Below are 20316 nucleotides of genomic sequence, written 5' to 3'. Positions count from 1 at the left end.
TACTCCAGAATTTATAGTTGCTCACCCAACTCGCGGATTTTGCGCATGCTCAAAAAATTAGGCAAGAAGCGCCAGGCGGCAAGGCCTGAGACCAGCAGCAATATCCAGTAAAAATTACTCTTTCTGAAAAAGATAAGTATGACGATGATGGCAATGGCCAGAAAAACCTGCATTTCCTGCCCCGCCCAGCCCTGGTTTTCTGTGCGTCTTGCCAGCAGTTGATTGAGCTCGCGGGATATTCCTGCGGCAATATGTTCTACCCGCGATGCGCTCTTCTTTGCTTCCTGCCATGCTGCTTCGGTGCTGGCTGAGGCGCGCAGTTTTTCCAGCAACACATAATACTCTTCCAGCGCCTTTTGCAAGTCTTCTACGGCGCTGTCAGGCAAGAGACTGTCAGTGGCAGCCGTGCGCAAGCTTCTGATACTTTGCAAGACTTCCTGCTTTATTGCGGCGGCGGCATCCTGCTCTGTGCTGCGCAGCCAGGCATCGGCTTTTTGCTGGCGTTCAACTGCTTTTTGCGCCTCCGGCAACAGGGCTTCAAGCACCAGCAGCGAGGCGACCGGCATTTTTTCTATCTCACCCAATGCAGATAACCAGGGGCAATAAGCTTGCAGGCCGGCATAGGCGACCTGCAGGCGCTTGCGCAGGCGCTCAGGCCAGCGTTCATCATAGACCAGCGCCAGCACCCGTGCATGCAATCTATGCAGCGGTGCGCTGTCATCTGTCTCAAGGCCGTACATGAGTTTGTCGATATTGCTATGTTCTCCCGGCAATTGCTTGCTGGCATAGTTTTTCACGAGACCAAAAGCTTCTTGCCAGGCCTGCTCGATTTGTTTGCAGCAAGCCTGCCATTTTTGCACTATGCTGGCGACTTCTTTGTTGCCCGCATCGGCATAGGCTTCCAGCACGCCGTAGTTGTACAGCTGTTTCAGCCAGTTGCTGGCGGTTTCATCACCTTTCAATGAGCTATTGGCATAGCCGAGTATCGCTGGCAGTTCTATGGTTTCACCGCGCCATACCGGTGGTATGCCGGGTGCCAGATGCAATATCAGTCGCAATAGCTGTACATCGACCGAGAGCTTTTTATCCTGGCGCATATCGAGCAAGACCCGCACCGCATTCTGGTCTTTTTGTACATCGCGGAACCAGGCCAGCAATTGCGCATTCGAGATATCCCTGACGCCATCATCCCAGTTACGGGCCAGTGCCACTGCCAGTTGTTCGCGGGTGTGGCAGAGATATTGACCTATATGATAGGGCTCACGAAAACCGCCCATGGCCATGGTTTCCACGGCCTCTGGCAGGCTGGTGTCACGCGCCAGCCAGCGCATGATCTGATCCTTACCCCAGCGTTTTTTAGGGTCACGCAACAGCAGGCCACGCAGCAGCTTGCGCAGATAGGCATCCGGCACGGCATTGAGTTCCAGCTCGCGCGTAGTCAGGTGGTGCAGGATCACAGCTTCTGACAAACCGGCAAATGGATGCTGGCCCATAGCCAGTTCCAGCATGATCATGCCCAGCGCCCAGTAATCTGCCTTGGCATCGATGACGCCAGACAGGCTTTCTGGTGAGGCATACGGCAAGGTGCGCGCTGTGCCAGTCAGCCTTTGTGTGGCATCCAGCACAGATGAAATGCCAAAGTCAGTGAGTATTAAATCCAGCGGTTGCAGCGTGCGCACCAGAATATTCTCGGGCTTCAGGTCGCGGTGGATAAGTCCGGCTTTATGCACACTGGCGATGGCTGTTGCCAGTTCACGCACTATGCTTTCCAGCATGGCAGGATCTGGCCGACTGTCTTGTACGAATTTTTTTAATGAGCCAAGCTCACAGTATTCCATGAGCTCATAGGCATGGCCGTCAGATACGCCAGCTTCCAGCACGACGACGCGGTGCTCGGCTGGTACCGCTTGCAGCCTTTCACTGACTTCAGATTTGCCATGTATGCCATGTCGATAAATCTTGGCGACACGTTGTATAGCAGAGGTATTTTCTGCTACCACTAGCAGTTCGGCCTCTGCTCCCAGGGTTGGCAGGTGATGTAGTATTTTGTAGCGATCGCGCAGGGCTTGCGGCAACGATAACAGGCTATGAATTTGGCTGCTATCTTGAGTTGTTGGTTCCTTGCTCAGTGGGCGATTGCAATACAGGCAAAGATCACTATTTGGCGGATTGCTTTGTTCGCAATCCTCATAACTGCAAAATAATTCTGTTGCTGTGACTGTGGTTGCTGGCTGCGTTATCTCAATGGATGGTTCTGTTTGCTCGCGTTTTTCCATCAAGTCCACACCAGACAGCAAAGTGCCGCAAACACAGCGCATGACTTCAGGCGCGTTGTCGGTTTCACAGGCGGGGCAGCGGCGTATGTAAATCTGACTCACTCAGGGCCTCCAGCTGACGCTATCAAAGCTCAGACCACGACTGGCACATAATTGCTCGAGTGCCTGCATGTCACCACGCGCCGGTATGCCTACATACCAGACATGCTGGCCGTCTATCATGGTTTGTATGCGTTTGTCCTGTTCATCGATGGGGGCATCCACATAAGTCTGCATGCGCGCCCTTGCACGGTCTGACAAGAGTACCAGCGGTTGATTGGCTGAGCCACGCCAGGCCTGGGTCAGCGGCTTATTGACGATAAAAGGCTCAGGGATCAGGGCATCAAGTTTCTGCAGCAAGTCTGCATGCCTTTTTTGCAGAGTTGCGAGTGGATAACCGCTATAGCAAAGGATGTCGAAATCCATCCCTGCACTATTGCGCCAGTAATGCAAACCATCAAGCAAGGCATGCAGGGCCTTGGGTTGCTCGAATGGTTCACCACCTGAAATGGTAATGCCATCAAATTGCCCGGCGCTGACTTCGCGGCACCAGCTCACTAAACCCGCCACTGTCATTTCCTTGCTGCTATCCCTGGCCCAGGTATCTTGCGAAACACAGCCCTTGCAGCCTATGCTGCAACCCTGTACCCAGATGCCGATGCGCCTCCCCGGCCCGAGTACAGTGACCGGGAAATGCGCTTTATTGATCGCTATCTTCATGCTAATTGCAGGCTCAGGCTGATGACTTTATCGGCTTCGGTAATCGCCGTTACAGTGAGGCGCTGCTTGCCTGTCAGTTCCTGTTCAAACAAGGCGCGCGACAAGGGGTTGATGAAATTTGATTCCAGCTGGTTGCCTATGCCACGGCCACCGTTGCTGAGGTCACGTATGCAACGTGCCAGCAAGTCATCGCGCACTGCCGCTGGCATGGCCAGTTGCAGCTTGAGTTCTTCCTGCAAACGACGCGCGACATTGCGCAGCATGCCATCAAAAATCTTGGCGGCGACTTCAGCAGAAATAAAATCAAAGACCACGATATTGTCACCGATGCGGTTCAATAATTCTGGTCGTGACAAATTGAATTTGAAATAATTACCTATGGCTGCACGCACCTTGAATTCCACGGTTTCATAGCTGTCACCTGGTTTGACATTTTCGTGGCGTTGCCCGTGATTGTCTTCTACATAGATACCCAGGTTGGAAGTGAAGATCAAAATGGTTTCAGAAAAATACGCGGTGTCGCCACGGCCATCGGTCAGGCGGCCATCTTCCAGTATCTGCAAGAATTTATCGAGTATGCGCGGATGGGCTTTTTCGATTTCATCAAACAGCACGACAGAAAAAGGTTTTTGCCTGACGGCGTTGGTGAGTTCGCCACCAGCTTCAGAATCGACGAAACCCAGTTGGGCACCGAGCAACCTGGCGCTGGTATGCTCTTCTGCAAATTCACTCATGTCAAAACGTGAATAAGCCGCTTCATCACCAAACACCAGTTTTGTCAGGGTCTTGGCCAGTTCGGTCTTACCCACACCGGTTGGACCGGCAAAAAACAAGACGCCGCGTGGCCTGCTGCCGACCGAGCGAGTTTGCGCCCCTGTCAGGCTCATAACCGAGCGCTTCAGAATATCGAGGGTCTTGATGACCGCAGGGCGTTGGCCCTTGACACGGTCTTCGATAAAATTTTCAGCATCGCGTATCTTGTCGCGCAGGTATTCCTTGCGCCAGGGATTATCCAGCACCCCAACTTTATAGCAGCGTACTGCATCATCTATATCACTGATAGCGAGTTTTTGCCGGTCCGCCAGCTCAGTGATATCTGCCAGGGCAGACAGGGACATGCCATCCGTTCCTTCAGTAAAAGCTTTGACGAATTGGGTGCGGACATCCGCTTGCGCATCAGCAAACCCGGCAAACAAGGGTGCCAGTTGTTGTGCCGCAGCCTGGCGCATTTCAAAGTCGGGTTTGCCGATATGCAGGGTCGCAATCCGCTCGCTATCGAGCGTGAACCAGGATGGCAAATCCTGCGCCCGGTTCACCAGCCACAGTATGGGATTGTATAGCGGTGGTCCACCTTTCTGACGCGGGACTATGGCAGAGGCATTCAGCGAGATTTTTTCTGCGGCGACAAAGAAGCGGTGTTCAGCCTCACTCAACTGCTCAGGCTTGCGGCTGATGCGTGAGGCAAAATCCAGCACCAGAGCGCAACGTACTTCGCGTTCAGCACTGATTTTTTTCATCAGCTTGCTCAGGCTTTCCAGGCTCATTTGCTGACAACCATCTGCCAGCTTCACATCGAACAGGCGGGCGGCCAGATCACGCTGCGCTGCTTCGTCAGGATAGACGCGCAAGCCATCGACAGGGTCAAACGCAAGTAAAAGACTGTAGTCCTGGCTTTTTAAAAACTCCCACAAGGCACGGTTGAAAGGCACCAGGGTGGCACTGCCAGAAGCAGCGTCAAGTGGCAACAGAAAACTGTCGCGTATGCTGCCAGAAACCACATACTGGGATCGTATGGGCAGCAGGCGCTGCAAGTCTTGCAGCCAGCGTATGTCAGGTACATTCATGGCAATTTATTGCTACGTTGTTGTTTGCGGCTTTCGATTTGCTCTTCTTCTGCAAATCGCGGCAGTTTGTCTTCCACGACCAGTTGCACTGGCAGTTCACCTGCCTGCAATAGCCGTGTCACCTGCATGTGTATGCCACGCGCTTCCAGTGCTGCCATCAGAGTCGGGAATTCACTGCACCAGCGGTCTTCTGCCAGATGGTCAAGTACGCTGCGTTCATTTTCACCCTGTTTGACGGCACGGATGACATTGAAATTGGCTTGCCCGGTCTTGGCATCCATGCGCATGCGCACCATGTACTTGTCCCAGCTGTTGCGGCGAAAATGAACGGTGCCACCTTCTACAAACAGGGTGTGGGATATCTCTTCGACCTGGTAGCCAAGGTCTTTCAAAGTCTGCTCTAGTATCAGGGCCTGGGCTTCACCTACCTGGCGTTTTTTCTCGGCTTCCAGCAGGTTCTGGATGTGCAGGCGCAAATCGCTGGCAAGCAGATCAGCCCGCTCGCCGGGCAGGGATATTTCCAGCTCTCTTGCCAGCCCTGCGATATCTTCTGGTAATTGTGGCAGGTGGGCGACGCGTTTCAGCAGGCGCGCCAGCCGGTCTTGCGGCAGAGTTGCACTGCTGGCCGTTGCCACATCAAAATCTGTCTGATCAAAGAGGGAATCGGCCCGTCTGGCAGACTCTTGCAAAAGCACAGGTCTGAGCTCATACACCAGTGCATGCAAGTTACGCAGGTAAGTAATGATTTCCTGCTCATCCGCTCCTTGTGGAGACGGCGGACGAATTGCCTGTACCTGATCACTGTAGCCTATTTTTTCAGCCAATAGCAATAAATCGGCATAGTCTTGCTCTGTCGTTTGCAATTGCTGCTGCAAAGCCTGTTGACTCAAGCCAGTTGCAGCACGCAGGCGTTCTTGCAGAATGGCTTGCTGCTCATTCTGTTGCGTGCGCAATAGGCCGGCATCCTGATGCGCCTGCTTGACAGCCATGGCAGCACGTATGCCTGCTGCTGACAGCAAAACCCGCATCGCATCGGCTCTGGTTAAAACGGTGGTAGGACCGCTCATAAGCCCTGTTCAGGAAGTTGCAAGAAAACATAATATAGCATGCACAAGAAGACCCTAGCCATGGGCCGCAGGCTTATTGGAACACACAGTAACCAGCAATCAGCCAGCGCTGATCGACTTTGACGAACTTGAATTCAGCTTCCCACTGATAAGGCGAGACTACGGTGACGCTGGCTTTGTCACCACCCAGCTTGATCGTCTTGGCCTTGATTTTCTTGATGAAAGACGTCTTGTACTCATATTCCTGGGCGCAAAAGAAAATATCCATATCTTCTGTTTCCATCAGCGGCCCACGGCCATCCTTGGCCATCTGGGCAAACTCGGCATCGGTATAAGCCTTGAATTGCTGCTGGTACTTGCCATAGTAACGCTCCAGCACTGCCGGAAAGTCTGGTGCAAAATAGCCGGAAGCCATGAACTTGCCACTGAAAGCCTTGAGGTTTTTGGTATCAAGCTGAAATTTCTTGCTGCCAGCAATATCCTTGATTTGCGGCTGCAAGGCCGAGACCTGTTTGCCTTTCTTCAGCACCCAGCCATAAAAACCCTGCACGCCAGCCATCAATGCCTGTTCATCCTGGCTGCTTGCCTTGCCCATTGGTGCATTGCTCAATAACGCGACAACCAGAACTATGCTGAGACCGGTTTTCATATGCTTATGCTTTCAGAAATGATCAGAGTTTACTCGGATGCTTAGTCAATTTACGCCCTGTGAATTTCAACACAGGGATGTTCCAGCTTGCCATCACCATAGGTACGCAAGACTTCTGCCACGACGACCTGGTAACCATCCAGCCAGTTGGCCTGGGCTGCCTTGGCCTGCTGGTGTACGGGATTGGCAATCAGGGCCTGCAAGGCTTCCAGGCTGTCCCAGTAATACACATTGGAAATCTGGCCCGTAGCCGCATTTTCCCAGGTCTCTTCACCGAGATAACCGGGCGTGGCTTTCGCCAGAGAGGCAATTTGCTCATCCAGCGCATAAAAAACATCGTCGTACTGTTTTTTCTTGAAAGTGAACGTAGAGGTGTACATGTGCAAGCCCGGCTGATTAAATGAGTTGCAAATCATACATAAATTTGTAGCTTTTTTGAGCTTTTAATTCATGGTTGATCATGGTCTGGATATTGACCTTGGCTCCGGGCAAGGCTGGAGCCTATACCAGACGTCGGGACTTAAGCGCAGAGCAAAGCATATCGTTTGCTCAAGCCGGTATATAAAAACCGTGATATTCCCCATACAAGCGCTGGCCTGCGTTTTCCGCTGTACTGTCTATACTGAATACTGACAAGGCTTTGCAGCCTGCGAGGGTGTTTGTCTGGTGTTTTATATTTTGAGCTGCAGATAAGCTACATCATTTTATGCATATAGATGTCAGCGCCGTGGATGCTAACCTCGCCCCATAAGAATTTCATACCGGAGCATTCATGTCTGACCCTATACGTTTCTATTACCAAGGCCAAATCCAGCAAGTCAGCAATGCTGCGCCTACGCGCACGCTGTTGCAGCATCTGCGTGAAGACCTGCATTGCACCGGCACCAAGGAGGGTTGTGCAGAGGGCGATTGCGGGGCATGTACGGTCGTCGTTGGTGAAATGAAACATGGTCAGCTGGAATTGCAGTCAGTTAATTCCTGCATACAGTTCCTGCCCACCCTCGATGGCAAGGCGGTGTTTACGGTAGAAGATTTGCAACAAAAGAATGGTGAATTGCATCCTGTGCAACAGGCACTGGTGGAATGCCATGGTTCGCAATGCGGCTTTTGCACCCCGGGGTTTGCCATGTCCCTGTGGAGCCTGTACCTGAAAAAAGAAGGGGATTCCGTTCCTCCGTGCCGCAAAGAAATAGACGAAACCCTGTCCGGCAACCTCTGCCGTTGTACAGGTTACCGCCCCATCATCGATGCCGCAAAGCGCATGGGTGAATTGCCTGCGGCTGAGTTTGACCGTGCGGCTGTCATCAGCGGCTTGCAAGACCTGCAGCGTGGAGAGATGTTCAGCTATACGGCATATAACCAGACTTTCTATGCACCGCGCACCTTGCAACAACTGGCTGAAGTGCGTGAAGCCAACCCCAAGGCCACCATACTGGCAGGTTCTACCGACGTCGGCCTGTGGGTCACCAAGCAAATGCGCGACCTGGGCAATATCATTTATGTGCGTGAAGTTGATGAGTTAAAACATATCAAGACCGTGGATGGCATGCTGGAGATAGGTGCTGCCGTGTCCCTGAATGATGCCTACGGCGCAGTCTGCAAGCATTACCCGGATGAACTGACCGAGATGTGGCAGCGCTTTGCTTCGCAACCCATACGCAATACCGGCACGCTCGGTGGCAGTGTCGCCAATGGCTCGCCGATTGGTGATTCAGCACCGTGGATGATTGCCTTGGGTGCTGAGATCGTCTTGCACAGCGTGCGCGGCCAACGCGTGTTGTTGCTGGAGAGTTTTTACCTCGACTATATGAAAAAGGATATGCAGCCCGGTGAATTTGTCGCTGCCGTGCGCATACCCTTGCCCAAAGCCGGGCAGCAATTCCGCACCTATAAACTCGCCAAGCGTTATGACCAGGACATTTCTGCCGTCTGCGCTGCTTTTGCGATCAGCCTAGACGGAGGAATCGTGCGTGATGCGCATATCGCCTTCGGTGGTATGGCCGCTACCTCACGCCGCGCACCTCTGGCAGAAGCAGCCTTGAACGGCCAGCCATGGAATGAAGCGACAGTGAAAAATGCCATGGCCTTGTTGGCACAGGATTACACACCACTGACCGATATGCGTGCCAGCAATACCTACCGCATGCAGACAGCACAAAATCTTTTGCGCCGTTTCTGGCTGGAGACGCGCACCGATGCTCCGCTCAAACTGCAAGCCATCAATGTCTTTGCCCCCGTCACCGTCACAGCTTGAGCTCAGGAGAAAACATGAATACCCAAACTGACGCTTTCCTGACCGACAAAAACCTCGCCAAAGACCATGCAGACTGGGCAGAGGTCGGCAAATCGCATCCGCATGAATCAGCAGTCCTGCATGTGCTGGGTGAGGCGCGTTATACCGACGATATCCCCGAAGTACAGGGCACCTTGCACGCGGCACTTGGGCTGTCGTCCAAGGCGCATGCGAATATTGTGGCCATGAATTTTGATGCAGTAAGAAGCGCGCGTGGCGTCGTGGCTGTATACACCGCCAAGGATATCCCCGGCACCAATGACTGCGGCCCCATCATCCATGATGACCCTATCCTGTCAGAAGGCCTGGTTGAATACGTGGGCCAGCCCATCTTCATCGTCGTTGCCGATACGCATGACAATGCACGTCGCGCCGTGCGCAAAGCTGAAATTACCTATGAAGAATTGCCCGCGATACTGACACCGCAAGAAGCAAAAAAAGCCCAGTCCTTCGTCTTGCCGCCTATGCGCTTGCAGCGCGGCGATGCCCAGGCTGCGTTCGAGCGCTCACCGCGCCGCGTCAAGGGTGAATTGTATGTAGGCGGGCAGGAGCAGTTCTACCTCGAAGGCCAGATTTCTTACGCCATACCCAAAGAAGACCGTGGCATGCTGGTACTGTGTTCTACCCAGCACCCCAGCGAAATGCAGCATGTGGTTGCCCACGCGCTCGGCGTACACAGCCACAACATCGTGGTTGAATGCCGCCGCATGGGTGGTGGTTTTGGTGGCAAGGAGTCACAATCGGCTTTGTGGGCAGCCGCGGCAGCGATCTCTGCGGTGCATCTGAAGCGCCCGGTCAAACTGCGTGCCGACCGTGATGACGACATGATGGTCACTGGCAAGCGCCATTGCTTCCATTATGATTATGAAGTCGGTTACGACGATGAAGGCCGCATCATCGCCGCCCGCGTAGAGATGGTCTCGCGTGCCGGTTTTTCTGCCGATCTGTCAGCCCCGGTAGCAACCCGTGCCGTCTGCCATTTCGATAATACCTACTACCTTGGTGATGTCGATATCCGCGCCATGTGCGGCAAGACCAATACCCAGTCGAATACCGCCTTCCGTGGCTTTGGTGGCCCGCAAGGAGCGATTGCGATTGAATACATCGTCGATAATATCGCCCGCGACCTGAACAAGGATGCGCTTGAGATACGCAAGATCAATTTCTATGGCCGCAATGACGAAGAGGGACGCAACGTTACACAGTACGGCCAGAAGGTTGTCGATAACGTCATCCATGAACTGGTGGCAGAACTTGAAACCAGTAGTGAATACCAGCAACGCCGTGCTGACATCAAGGCATTCAATGCCAGCAGCCCCGTTCTCAAAAAAGGTCTGGCACTGACGCCGGTTAAATTTGGTATCGCCTTTAACGTCACCCACCTGAACCAGGCTGGTGCTTTGGTGCACATCTATACCGATGGCTCGGTACTGGTCAATCACGGTGGTTGTGAAATGGGGCAGGGCGTCAATACCAAGGTTTGCCAGGTCGTTGCGCATGAACTGGGCCTGAACCTGGACAAGGTACGCGCTACTGCCACTGACACCAGCAAGGTTGCCAATACCTCGGCTACTGCCGCTTCTACAGGTGCTGATTTAAACGGTAAGGCTGCGCAAAACGCCGCGCATACCCTGCGCCAGCGCCTGGCTGAATTTGCAGTAAAAACTTATGGTGGCGAATTGGCAGACATCCGCTTTGCGGCGGGCCTGGTCAGTATCAATGGCCTGGATATCCCGTTTGAAGCCCTGGTGCAAAAAGCCTATCTGGCGCGGGTGCAATTATGGTCTGACGGTTTTTATGCGACACCCGGTTTGCACTGGGACCCGAAAACCATGAGCGGCAATCCCTTCTCTTACTATGCTTACGGCGCCTCGGTATCTGAAGTCATCGTCGATACCCTGACTGGTGAATGGAAACTCTTGCGTGCCGATGCTCTTTACGATGCCGGTAATTCTTTGAACCCCGCCATCGATATTGGCCAGGTAGAAGGTGCTTTCATACAAGGTATGGGCTGGCTGACGACAGAAGAATTATGGTGGAACAAGGGCGGCAAGCTGATGACGCATGCGCCTTCAACCTACAAGATACCAGCGATTTCTGATTGCCCGGAAGACTTCCGCGTCAGCCTGTTCAAGAACCGCAATGTACAAGACAGCATACACAGGTCCAAGGCTGTGGGTGAGCCACCTCTGCTGCTGCCATTTTCGGTTTTCTTTGCGATACGTGATGCGATTGCCAGCGTGGCAGATTACCGCTATAACCCGCCACTGAATGCACCGGCGACCAGCGAAGCGATCCTGTCGGCCATTAATGGCGTAGCAGCCATGGCTGCTGCCAGCTAAGATAAAGTCAGACATAAAGTCAGACATAAAGTCAGACAAGCGAGTTCATCATGAAGCTTTGGTTAAATGCAATTGCCACACAATCCGTTCCCAAGATACTGGTGACGGTTGCCACGGTATTGGGTTCCGGCCCGCGTGAGCCGGGTGCCAAGATGCTGGTCACGGCAGATGAATTATTCGACACGATAGGTGGCGGCCATCTCGAAATGAAGGCGACAGAAATCGCTCGCAGCATGCTGGCCATACCAGAAAGCCAGCTTGCTGCCCAGCGTCGCCTTGAACGCTTCCCGCTAGGCCCCAGCCTGGGCCAATGCTGTGGTGGTGTCGTGCACCTGGCCTTTGAACGTGTGCAGGCTGACAGCCTGGCTTATCTGAATTGCCTGAACCAGCGCTGGCGTCTGGGGCAAGATAGCTGGCGTTTGCTGGCGCTCGATAGCAATGCGGCACCAACGCTGTGCGATGCCAATGGCACGCACCTGACAGGCCCGGCCTGGCCTGCGGGTTTGCCAGTGCAAATTGATACCAGTAATCCTTGCCAGGTCCTGACTGATGCAGCAGGCCAGCGCTGGCTGCTCGATTCCTGCCTCGCTTACCGCGCCCACCTGATGCTGTTTGGCGCTGGGCATGTCGGTGCTGCCATCGTCCGTGCCATGGCGGACTTGCCTTGCCGTATCACCTGGGTCGATGAACGCGAAGATATGTTCCCCACCAGGCTGGCCGCGAATGTCACGGTAGAAGCGACTGATACGCCGGAAGCTCTGATAGCCAAGGCAGCACCAGGCACATCCTTCCTGGTGCTCACGCATAGTCATGCACTGGACCAGAAACTGTCTGAACATATCTTGCGCCTGCCGGATGTGGGCTGGTTTGGCCTCATAGGCTCGCAAACCAAGCGCGTGCAGTTTGAACGCCGCCTGCGTGAACGTGGCATACCGGCTACCCGTCTCAATGACATGGTCTGCCCCATAGGTTTGCCCGGCATACACGGCAAGCAACCGGCAGTGATTGCCGCCTCTGTCGTAGCCCAGCTCTTGCAGGTTTGGGAAGAGCAAGAAATCCATCAGCAAAAAGAACTTAGCCGCGTATTAGCTCGTATTGGTGCTGAGGCAGGTCAGCATGTTTTTAGCTCAAATGCAGAAAAACAGGCCCCAGACAAACGGCACTCGCTGGCTAAGCGTTAAACTCTCGCTGTTAGCGCTTAGCACCCACCAGATCAATGCGAATGTGATGCCAGACCGGCAGACTTGATGAACAAGTCGTGGTCTGGCTTGATTGCGCCTGCAAGACAGAATTCAGAAAGACCACGATGAGCAATATTTCAAGTAAAAACACGCTGCAAGCCTACCGCGCCAGTGTGCTGCATTTCCAGCAAGACCCTGCTTTTCATGCGCAGGCTTATGCCTGGCATGAAGACGGCCTGTTGATTGTTGAAGACGGCAAGATCGCCGCCGCCGGCGAGTATGCACAATTGCACGCGGGCCTGCCCGAAGGGACAGAAGTCATCGATTACCGCGGCAAACTCATTGTGCCGGGTTTTATCGACACCCACATCCACTACCCCCAGACCGACATGATCGCCTCGCCAGCGCCCGGTTTGCTGCCCTGGCTGGAGACTTATACCTTCCCGACTGAACGCCAGTTTGCTGACATCAACCACAGTGCCCAGGTCGCGCATTTCTTCATTGATGAATTGCTGCGCTCAGGCACGACCACAGCCATGGTGTATTGCACCGTCCATCCTGAATCCGTCGAAGCCTTTTTCGCCGAGAGTGAAGCACGCAATCTGCGTATGGTGGCAGGCAAGGTCTTGATGGACAGGAATTGTCCTGAATTCTTGCGCGATACCGCAGAAGGTGGCATACGCGACAGCGAAACCCTGATTAAGAAATGGCATAAACGTGGCCGCCAGTTGTATGCAATCACCCCACGCTTTGCACCTACCTCCAGCGACGCACAAATGCAGCTGGCAGGCGAACTGGCGCAGGCTTATCCCGATACCTTCCTGCAGACCCACGTCGCAGAAAATATCGACGAAGTGGCCTGGGTCAAGTCCCTGTATCCAAAAGCACGCAGCTATCTCGATGTGTATGACCAGTACGGCATGCTGCGCCCGCGTGCCATGTACGGCCACTGCATCTGGCTTGACGATGCCGACCGTACGCGCATGGCAGAAACGCAATCAGCAGTGGCGATGTGCCCGACTTCCAATCTCTTCCTCGGCAGTGGCCTGTTCAATTTTGAACGTGCCGACGCCCAGCAAGTCAGTCTGTCACTGGCTACCGATGTTGGTGGCGGCACTTCATTCTCGATGTTGCGCACCATGAATGAAGCCTACAAGATGGCACGCCTAGGTGGCACTTACCTGCCAGCATTGCGCATGTTTTACCTGGCGACGCTGGGTGGTGCACGCAGCATGCAGCTTGAAGGCACGATAGGCAATTTCGTCAAGGAGGCAGAAGCCGATTTCATTGTGCTCGACCCGCAAGCCACGCCCTTGCTGGCACGCCGTACCGGGCACACCGAGAGCCTGGATGAATTGCTGTTTGCCCTGGCCTTGCTGGGGGATGACAGGACAGTGGCTGCAACATATGCAGCTGGCAAACTGGTCCATCAGCGTCAGTTGTGAAAATCTTGTCTGACTGATTTATGATGGTGGGTATTGTTCAACACCTTTCAAGGAAAAACCATGCCCACCATCAATGTGCAAATGTTTGAGGGCCGCACGCTCGAGCAAAAACGTGCTTTCGTCAAAGCCGTCACCGAAGCCAGCGCCCAGACTCTGGGTTGTTCTCTTGACGCTGTGGATATCATCATTCAGGAAATCAAGCGTGAAGACTGGGCGTCTGGCGGGACTTTGTGGTCGGACAAGAAATAGAATCTGAATAAATTCAAGTCAAGAAGTCTTGGTAGGGTGCGCCATGCGCACCCTACCGCGCCTCTTGCACACGCACTTTGCGCTACACCTTCTTATTCCACTTTCAACTTGCCCTTGATAATCGCCTGACTGGCTTCACGCAGTTTTTGCAGCACAGGCCGCTGGCGCAGGATATCGCAATCGGAATATGCTGCATCGGTGCTGATACCGGTCAAAGATACTGCGCCTTCTTTCAAACCATATTCAATTCTGGTCGCTGTTGATCCGCCCAAAATGGCCGCAACTGCCAGGCTGATGGCCGTATCACCATGTACCTGCATATTGTCGATAACCTTGCCCGCATTCTTCGGGCATTGATTCACATAATTGCCTATGGCCCGCGCCTTGCTGTTGCCAGCAAGTGCTTTGAACACCCCATTATTGCTGCTACCAGCAGCGGCATAGATCATATCCACACCATCAGCCAGCATGCTCTTCGCCAACACTTCGGCACGCCCTGTGTCATTGAAGGGCTGGTTGCCTTCTATCCAGACAACATGGTTCAGGTCAGCATCCGGCCTGATTGACTTCGCACCAGCGATGAAGGCATCAACAGGCTTTTGTTTCAATGGCGTTTTCACTGCACCTATGACACCTATCTTGCCGCTAGCTGATACCAGCGCTGCCTCCATGCCCGCCAGATAGCTGGCTTCGCTTTCGCGAAAACTGATGCAAAGTAGATTCGGTGGTGGATTAGCAATGCACTGTTCCAGCATGACGAAGCGAACGTTAGGTGCAGTGTGTGGCACGGTATCAAGCAATTCCCTGAATTCATACCCTATCATGACGACGATATTCGCTCCCAGCCTGATGGCATTTTTCAGCTGCTTTTGTCTGCCTGCACGGTCGGCCTGGCTGGCCAGGGTAGTTGCCTGCATCTGGTACATCTGCGCTGCCTGTTTGATGCCATCGCTGCCTTGTTGCAGGTAAGGGTCATCGTTGTCGGGGGCTGGGCGTACGTAGAAGATTTTTTGTGCTTCTGCGGCAGTGGCTGGGCTGTTTGTCATGCTGAGCATGAAGGTGATCATCAGTAGCACTGCCCTGATGATTGTGGTGTTGCGGATGCGGGTTTGCATGGTCGTCCTCCAGGTATTTTTCTGCTGGCTTCGGGGTCAGCATGAGGTTTTATCTTGGAGGAAGATTGTATTTTTTCAGAGGGTTGAGGGTAATATTGGATATGGGTTTGGGGGATAGTGGGGGAGGGGGCTTGTGTTAGTTGCGGTTGGTTTTTTGCGATGCGCTATATGAATTGAGGGCGACAAATTGCTACCGTATTAACGTCGCTCCAGCGCAGGCTGGAGTCCAGTGGCGTTCGTCGTGTATTTGGGTCGTTATTAAAACGATTGCCCTTCGTGGACACAGGCCGGGTCTCGGCCCGGCGGCCGAAATTCTTTCTTTGCGTCGCCAAAGAAAGTATTCAAAGAAATGCGACCCAGGCGTAGCCGCCCCTGCGGGGTTCCCGTTTGTGCGGTACAAAAATGGGAAGATCCGAAACTCGCTTCGCTCAAACAGCGGCTCTTCTTTTTCCATTTTCTGTACCGCACAAGCGGCGGCTACACATGGGAACTGCAAACGTCAAAAGCAACGTCAAATTCAATAACAACCGCAACGTCAGTGCGACTATTGCCGTAATTGCTACTGATTAATCTAACTCAAATTTCTTAACCTTTACTCCGCCTGATAAACCCACTTCCCACCCTTGATCTGCACCATGACACGCGCTCTTTGATCTAGGCCCAGGTGATCGGATTTGCTCATGTTGACAACGCCGTTGGTAGTCGCCAGACCCTGGGTCGCTTCCAGGGCATCGCGCAAGGCTGCGCGGAATTCTGCTGTGCCGGGCGCTGCTTTTTTCAAGGCGGTGGGGATGGCTTGTTGTAGCAGCAGGCCAGCGTCCCAGGCATAGGAGGCAAACGCGGCCAGGCTGCCAGCGCCATAGGTGGTTTCAAACTTGTTGGAGAAATCCAGAGCCGCTTTTTTGACAGGGTTGTTGTCGGCCAGTTGTTTGGCGACCATGACCGGGCCAGTTGGCAGGAAGGTGCCGTCGCAGTCTTTGCCGCAGACGCGCAGGAAGTCGCTGTTGGCGACGCCGTGGTTGTGGTAGATGCGGCCTTTGTAACCGCGTTCTGCCAGGGTTTTTGGTGGCAGGGCGGCGGGTGTGCCGGAGGCGCCGACGACGATGGCGTCGGGATTACTGGACATCAATTTCAAGACCTGGCCGACGACGCTGTTGTCATTGCGGCTGAAGCGTTCTGTCGCCACGACCTTGATCTTTTTGAGCTCGGCATACTTCGTCACTTCGACCAGGAAGGCTTCACCGAGGGCATCTGAGAAACCGATGAAGCCCATGGTCTTGGCGCCTTTTTTGCTCATGTCTTCAGCAATCGCAATCGCCATCATGGTGTCGGTTTGTGGAGTCTTGAACATCCAGGATTTATTCGCATCCATAGGTTCTATGATGCGGTTGCTGGATGCTAGGCTGATGGTCGGGGTCTTGCCTTCACCGATGACACCGAGCATGGCGAGGGAGTTTGGCGTGGTGGTCGAGCCTATGATGGCATCGACTTTTTCTTCCGAAATCAACTTGCGGGTATTGGTCACGGTTTGCGTGGTATCGGAGGCATCGTCGAGGACGATGTAGTCGACTTTTTTACCCGCGATTTCCTTGGGCAGCATGGCGATCGCATTTTTCTCGGGGATGCCCAGAGAGGCAGCCGGGCCCGTCGATGAAATTGTGACGCCTATCTTGATCTGTGCCTGGGCATTGATACTGAGGCTGGCGCAGAGCATGATCGCTGCTGTCGCGAGCAGGTTTTTTTTGATGAGGGTAATTGTCTTCATTTTGTCTCCGTATTTTTTGTTGTGAGTCGTTTTATAGTTTGCAGGGTACAGATAAAAAACCGCGGAAGCGTGCGCGTCCACCTCTGACAGGTGCTGCGCTTAATTGGTAATTCGGGAAGCGTGCCAGCAGACGGGAAATTGCTACCCTGCCTTCCAGCCGAGCCAAAAACATGCCCGCGCACTGGTGTATGCCGGAGGCGAAAGCCAGATGACGGTTCGGGCTGCGGCTGAGGTCGAGCTGGTCAGGATCAGGGAATTGCAAGGGATCGCGGTTGGCCGCACCTATGCATAGACTGATGCGGCTGCCAGCGGCGATAGCGACATCGCCGATCTGCGTATCCACCGTCGTCATGCGGTTGCCCAACTGGTTGGAACTTTCAAAGCGCAGGAATTCTTCTATGGCGGTGTTGATCATTTCTGGCTGGGCGATCAGGCGGGCTTTTTGTTCTGGCCATTCCTGCAGGGCCACCAGGCCATTGCCTATCAGGTTGGTGGTGGTTTCATGCCCGGCATTGAGCAGGAAGACACAGTTTTGCAAGAGCTCGGTTTCAGTCAGTTTCTCACCATTGGCTTCGCCTTCTATGAGGCGGGTCAGCATATCGGTTTTGGGGTCACCGGGATGCAGGCGGCGTTGTGCCACCAATTGTTTTAGATAGTCCAAAAATTCAGCGACACATTGATTGGCATAGGCAAAAAATTCTGGTGTGATGGCTGGCTCCAGTGCACCGAGGATGGCGAGTGACCATTCACGCAAGGGTTCGCGTTCATCATGCGGCACGGCCAGCAGATTACCGATGATTTCTACCGGTATGGCGGAGGCGAAATCTCTGATGAGATCGACTTCGTTTTTGTTCTCCATCTTATCCAGCAAGCCATCCACCAGTTTGATGAGGCCGGGTTCGGTTTCGGCCATGGCTGCAGGTGTCAGGCCACCCATGATGAGGCGACGTACTCTTGTGTGCAGTGGCGGGTCATTGAAGACCAGGCTATTGGTGTGATGTTCATACAGCAGCGAATCACCATAGCGGGGTTTGAATTCCTGCTTCTTGTCTGAACTGAAAGTCTTGGCATCCTTATAGACATGCACCAGGTCGGCATAGCGTGTCAGCAGGTAAGAGTCATCCGGCATCTTGCGCACGGGTGTCTGTTCACGCAAGGCATGGTAGTACGGATAGGGATTCTGGTAAAAGTCTGCGGGCAGGTGGCGCAGGTCAAAATCATCAGTGATAAGCGGCGCTGATGTGACGGTATTCTGATACTGAGAAGGCATAAAAATCCCGGCAAAGGACAGAGTTTGCACTGTGTCCGATTTGCCGGGTACTGTCAATCAGGCAGATGACAATTCAAATTATGGCAGGGGTGCGTAATTCAGTGGTGTCCAGGCATAACCCTTGCCTTCTTTGTGTACATAACCCAGGGCAGGGAAGGACAGGTGAGCGGCACCGATGAGATAGCCATGCTGCGCTGCATCAGCATAGGCTTTTTGTCTTTGCGCATAGGCTGCCTTGCTATCGCTATCGAATTGTATGGTGACAGACGGATCTGCAAACTGCACTGCAGCGACGTGCATGAGGTCACCCCACAAAACCAGGGTCTGGCCTTTGCTCTCTACCTTGTAGATGCTGTGGCCAGGGGTATGACCATGGGAGGCTACTGCCTTGACGCCGGGTACCAGTCCGGTGTCACCTTCGAAAGATTTCAGCTTGCCAGTCTGCACATAGGGCTTCAGGATGGCGATGGACTTTTCAAAGCTACCCTTGGCATCACCAGTGGCCTTGTCCAGGTTGGCCTGGCTCAACCAGTAATCGGTGTCATGCTGGTCTATGCGCACGATAGCATTTGGGAACGCTGCCTTGTCACCATCTACGAGGCCACCGATGTGGTCGGCGTGCATGTGGGTGATGTAAATTTCGTCGATTTGCTCAGGCTGGTAGCCGGATGCTTTGAGGCTGGACTGCAGTTTACCCAGGGTAGGGCCAAAGAAGACACCGGCGCCGCTATCTATCAATACCAGCTTGCTGCCGGTGTTGATCAGATATGCATTCACCGAAGTTACGAGTGGGCTCTGTTGATGGTATTTGGCGAGTGCCTTGCCAACTTTTTCTGGCGTAGTATTGGTCAGCAACTTATCGACAGGCAGGGATACTGTGCCATCAGACAGGACAGTGACTTCAAAATCACCGAGCATGGTGCGGTAAAAGCCGGGTGCGCTGGTTTTCGCCATCGGTGCAGCAGCGTGAGCGCTGATGGCGGGAATGCCAAACACGGCAATGCCAGCGAGGATGGAAGAACTGAACAGGCCGGAACGGAGCAAATTTTTCAATTGCATGGTTTTTCCTTGGAAGATGGCAGAGGATACAGCAGGCTGGCGATTTCGCCATGTCAGCTACTGTGATGGACGACAGTGCAAATACGACAGCTATTATGCCGAATTTCTGCCAACTTCGTTAGAACCTGTTCGAGATCTTTTTTGATCACCCGCGCCGCAAGAGCAAAGTGAGAAATGCCAAATTAACGAATTGCAAGCTGGTATTTAATTGTCGCTCACAGTTTTTCCAAAGGCGATGGCATTTCTCAAGCCAGGCAAAAGAGCGTTCCACCACCCACCGCTGAGGCATGACACTAAAGGTGTGGAGTTCATTGCGCTTGGCAACTTGTACGGACGCCCCCAGAATTTGATGGACACCCTCAGCAAAAGGGCGTCCCGTATAACCACCATCGACGAGCACGCTGGCAACCTTGCCCAAGGAATGCTTGTGCTGCTCAAACGCTTCCAGTGCTCCCTTTCTATCCGTGATGTCGGCTGTTGTCACGGCAATGGCATGAGGTAGCCCCTCTGTGTCAACGGCAATATGGCGCTTGATTCCTGATATTTTCTTCCCTGCATCGTAGCCTTTGTGTTTTGCCGTATCCGTGTTTTTGACACTCTGGGCGTCAACAATCAAAAAGGTGCTGTGTACGTTCCGACCATGTTTGGTACGGGCCGCGCCAACCTGATTTTTTTAAAGCCTGCTCCAGCAGGCTTAACTCACTTCCCAACGGCTTCTCTTTCCATTGCTTAAAGTACGTGTACACCGTACTTTTAGGAGGAAAGTCGCTCGGTATCATGTCCCACTGGCAGCCACTTTTTAACACGTACAATACCGCGCAAAAAACATCATATAAATCCACTTGGCGCGGCTTGGTTTTCTTGCGTGCGCTCAGCAGAATATCTTCTATCTTTGCAAACTGTTCTCGACTTATGTCGCTTGGGTAGATTTTTCTCATCTAACCGAGTTTACGCAATATTCCTTTTGTTTACAATAAGATCTCGAACAGGTTCTTAGAAACC

Annotated in this window: 16 protein-coding genes; 5 read left to right on the top strand and 11 right to left on the bottom strand. The window is 53.4% G+C overall.

Annotated elements, in window-relative coordinates:
• Positions 1-11: 11 nt before the first annotated feature.
• The 6 genes from UNDKW_RS27555 to UNDKW_RS27530 form a co-directional block, all read right to left on the bottom strand.
• Entirely contained in the window at positions 12-2378 is a 2367-nt protein-coding gene (locus tag UNDKW_RS27555; RefSeq protein ID WP_162061367.1) for a protein kinase, read from the bottom strand.
• Entirely contained in the window at positions 2379-3035 is a 657-nt protein-coding gene (locus UNDKW_RS27550; protein WP_162061366.1) for a 4Fe-4S single cluster domain-containing protein, read from the bottom strand.
• The gene (locus tag UNDKW_RS27545; protein WP_162061365.1) at positions 3032-4879 is read right to left on the bottom strand and encodes an AAA family ATPase; all 1848 of its coding nucleotides are present in this window, start codon (positions 4877-4879) and stop codon (positions 3032-3034) included. Before UNDKW_RS27545 ends, UNDKW_RS27550 begins: the two co-directional genes overlap by 4 nt.
• Positions 4876-5946 (bottom strand): hypothetical protein, encoded by a 1071-nt coding sequence (locus UNDKW_RS27540; protein WP_162061364.1) that lies wholly within the window; start codon positions 5944-5946, stop codon positions 4876-4878. Before UNDKW_RS27540 ends, UNDKW_RS27545 begins: the two co-directional genes overlap by 4 nt.
• Positions 5947-6019: 73 nt before the next feature.
• Positions 6020-6595 (bottom strand): hypothetical protein, encoded by a 576-nt coding sequence (locus UNDKW_RS27535; protein WP_162061363.1) that lies wholly within the window; start codon positions 6593-6595, stop codon positions 6020-6022.
• Between the two features lie 50 nt (positions 6596-6645).
• Positions 6646-6975, bottom strand: a complete 330-nt coding sequence (locus UNDKW_RS27530; protein WP_162061362.1) for an antibiotic biosynthesis monooxygenase — start codon at positions 6973-6975, stop codon at positions 6646-6648.
• 392 nt (positions 6976-7367) lie between these two features.
• Between UNDKW_RS27530 and xdhA the strand changes: the two genes are divergently transcribed.
• The 5 genes from xdhA to UNDKW_RS27505 all read left to right on the top strand — a co-directional run bounded on the left by xdhA (position 7368) and on the right by UNDKW_RS27505 (position 14105).
• On the top strand, positions 7368-8849 hold the full coding sequence (xdhA, locus tag UNDKW_RS27525; RefSeq protein WP_162061361.1) for a xanthine dehydrogenase small subunit: 1482 nt from the start codon (positions 7368-7370) through the stop codon (positions 8847-8849).
• A gap of 14 nt (positions 8850-8863) precedes the next feature.
• Entirely contained in the window at positions 8864-11230 is a 2367-nt protein-coding gene (gene xdhB / locus UNDKW_RS27520; RefSeq protein WP_162061360.1) for a xanthine dehydrogenase molybdopterin binding subunit, read from the top strand.
• A 50-nt stretch (positions 11231-11280) separates the two neighbouring features.
• Complete coding sequence (gene xdhC / locus UNDKW_RS27515) at positions 11281-12411, top strand: xanthine dehydrogenase accessory protein XdhC (protein WP_162061359.1); 1131 nt, start codon at positions 11281-11283, stop codon at positions 12409-12411.
• A gap of 125 nt (positions 12412-12536) precedes the next feature.
• Complete coding sequence (gene guaD / locus UNDKW_RS27510) at positions 12537-13856, top strand: guanine deaminase (RefSeq protein WP_162061358.1); 1320 nt, start codon at positions 12537-12539, stop codon at positions 13854-13856.
• Between the two features lie 60 nt (positions 13857-13916).
• On the top strand, positions 13917-14105 hold the full coding sequence (locus UNDKW_RS27505) for a 4-oxalocrotonate tautomerase (RefSeq protein ID WP_110254338.1): 189 nt from the start codon (positions 13917-13919) through the stop codon (positions 14103-14105).
• Between the two features lie 92 nt (positions 14106-14197).
• Here UNDKW_RS27505 and UNDKW_RS27500 read toward each other — a convergent pair whose 3' ends face one another.
• The 5 genes from UNDKW_RS27500 to UNDKW_RS27480 all read right to left on the bottom strand — a co-directional run bounded on the left by UNDKW_RS27500 (position 14198) and on the right by UNDKW_RS27480 (position 20252).
• Positions 14198-15220, bottom strand: a complete 1023-nt coding sequence (locus tag UNDKW_RS27500) for a BMP family ABC transporter substrate-binding protein (protein ID WP_162061357.1) — start codon at positions 15218-15220, stop codon at positions 14198-14200.
• Positions 15221-15812: 592 nt separating this feature from the next.
• Entirely contained in the window at positions 15813-16985 is a 1173-nt protein-coding gene (locus tag UNDKW_RS27495; RefSeq protein ID WP_162061356.1) for an ABC transporter substrate-binding protein, read from the bottom strand.
• 31 nt (positions 16986-17016) lie between these two features.
• Positions 17017-18255, bottom strand: coding sequence for a cytochrome P450 (locus UNDKW_RS27490; protein WP_162061355.1), 1239 nt, complete (start codon positions 18253-18255; stop codon positions 17017-17019).
• 78 nt (positions 18256-18333) lie between these two features.
• Positions 18334-19314, bottom strand: a complete 981-nt coding sequence (locus tag UNDKW_RS27485) for an MBL fold metallo-hydrolase (RefSeq protein WP_162061354.1) — start codon at positions 19312-19314, stop codon at positions 18334-18336.
• A gap of 145 nt (positions 19315-19459) precedes the next feature.
• Positions 19460-20252 (bottom strand): IS5 family transposase gene (locus UNDKW_RS27480; RefSeq protein ID WP_162059447.1). Its coding sequence is split into 2 segments (ribosomal slippage): positions 19460-19988 and positions 19987-20252, totalling 795 coding nucleotides; the frame shifts between segments, so codons are not numbered across the junction.
• Positions 20253-20316 lie beyond the last annotated feature (64 nt).

Origin of the sequence: Undibacterium sp. KW1 (assembly GCF_009937955.1) — a bacterium.
Taxonomy (GTDB): domain Bacteria; phylum Pseudomonadota; class Gammaproteobacteria; order Burkholderiales; family Burkholderiaceae_D; genus Undibacterium.
This window is presented reverse-complemented; position numbering and strand designations above follow the sequence as displayed.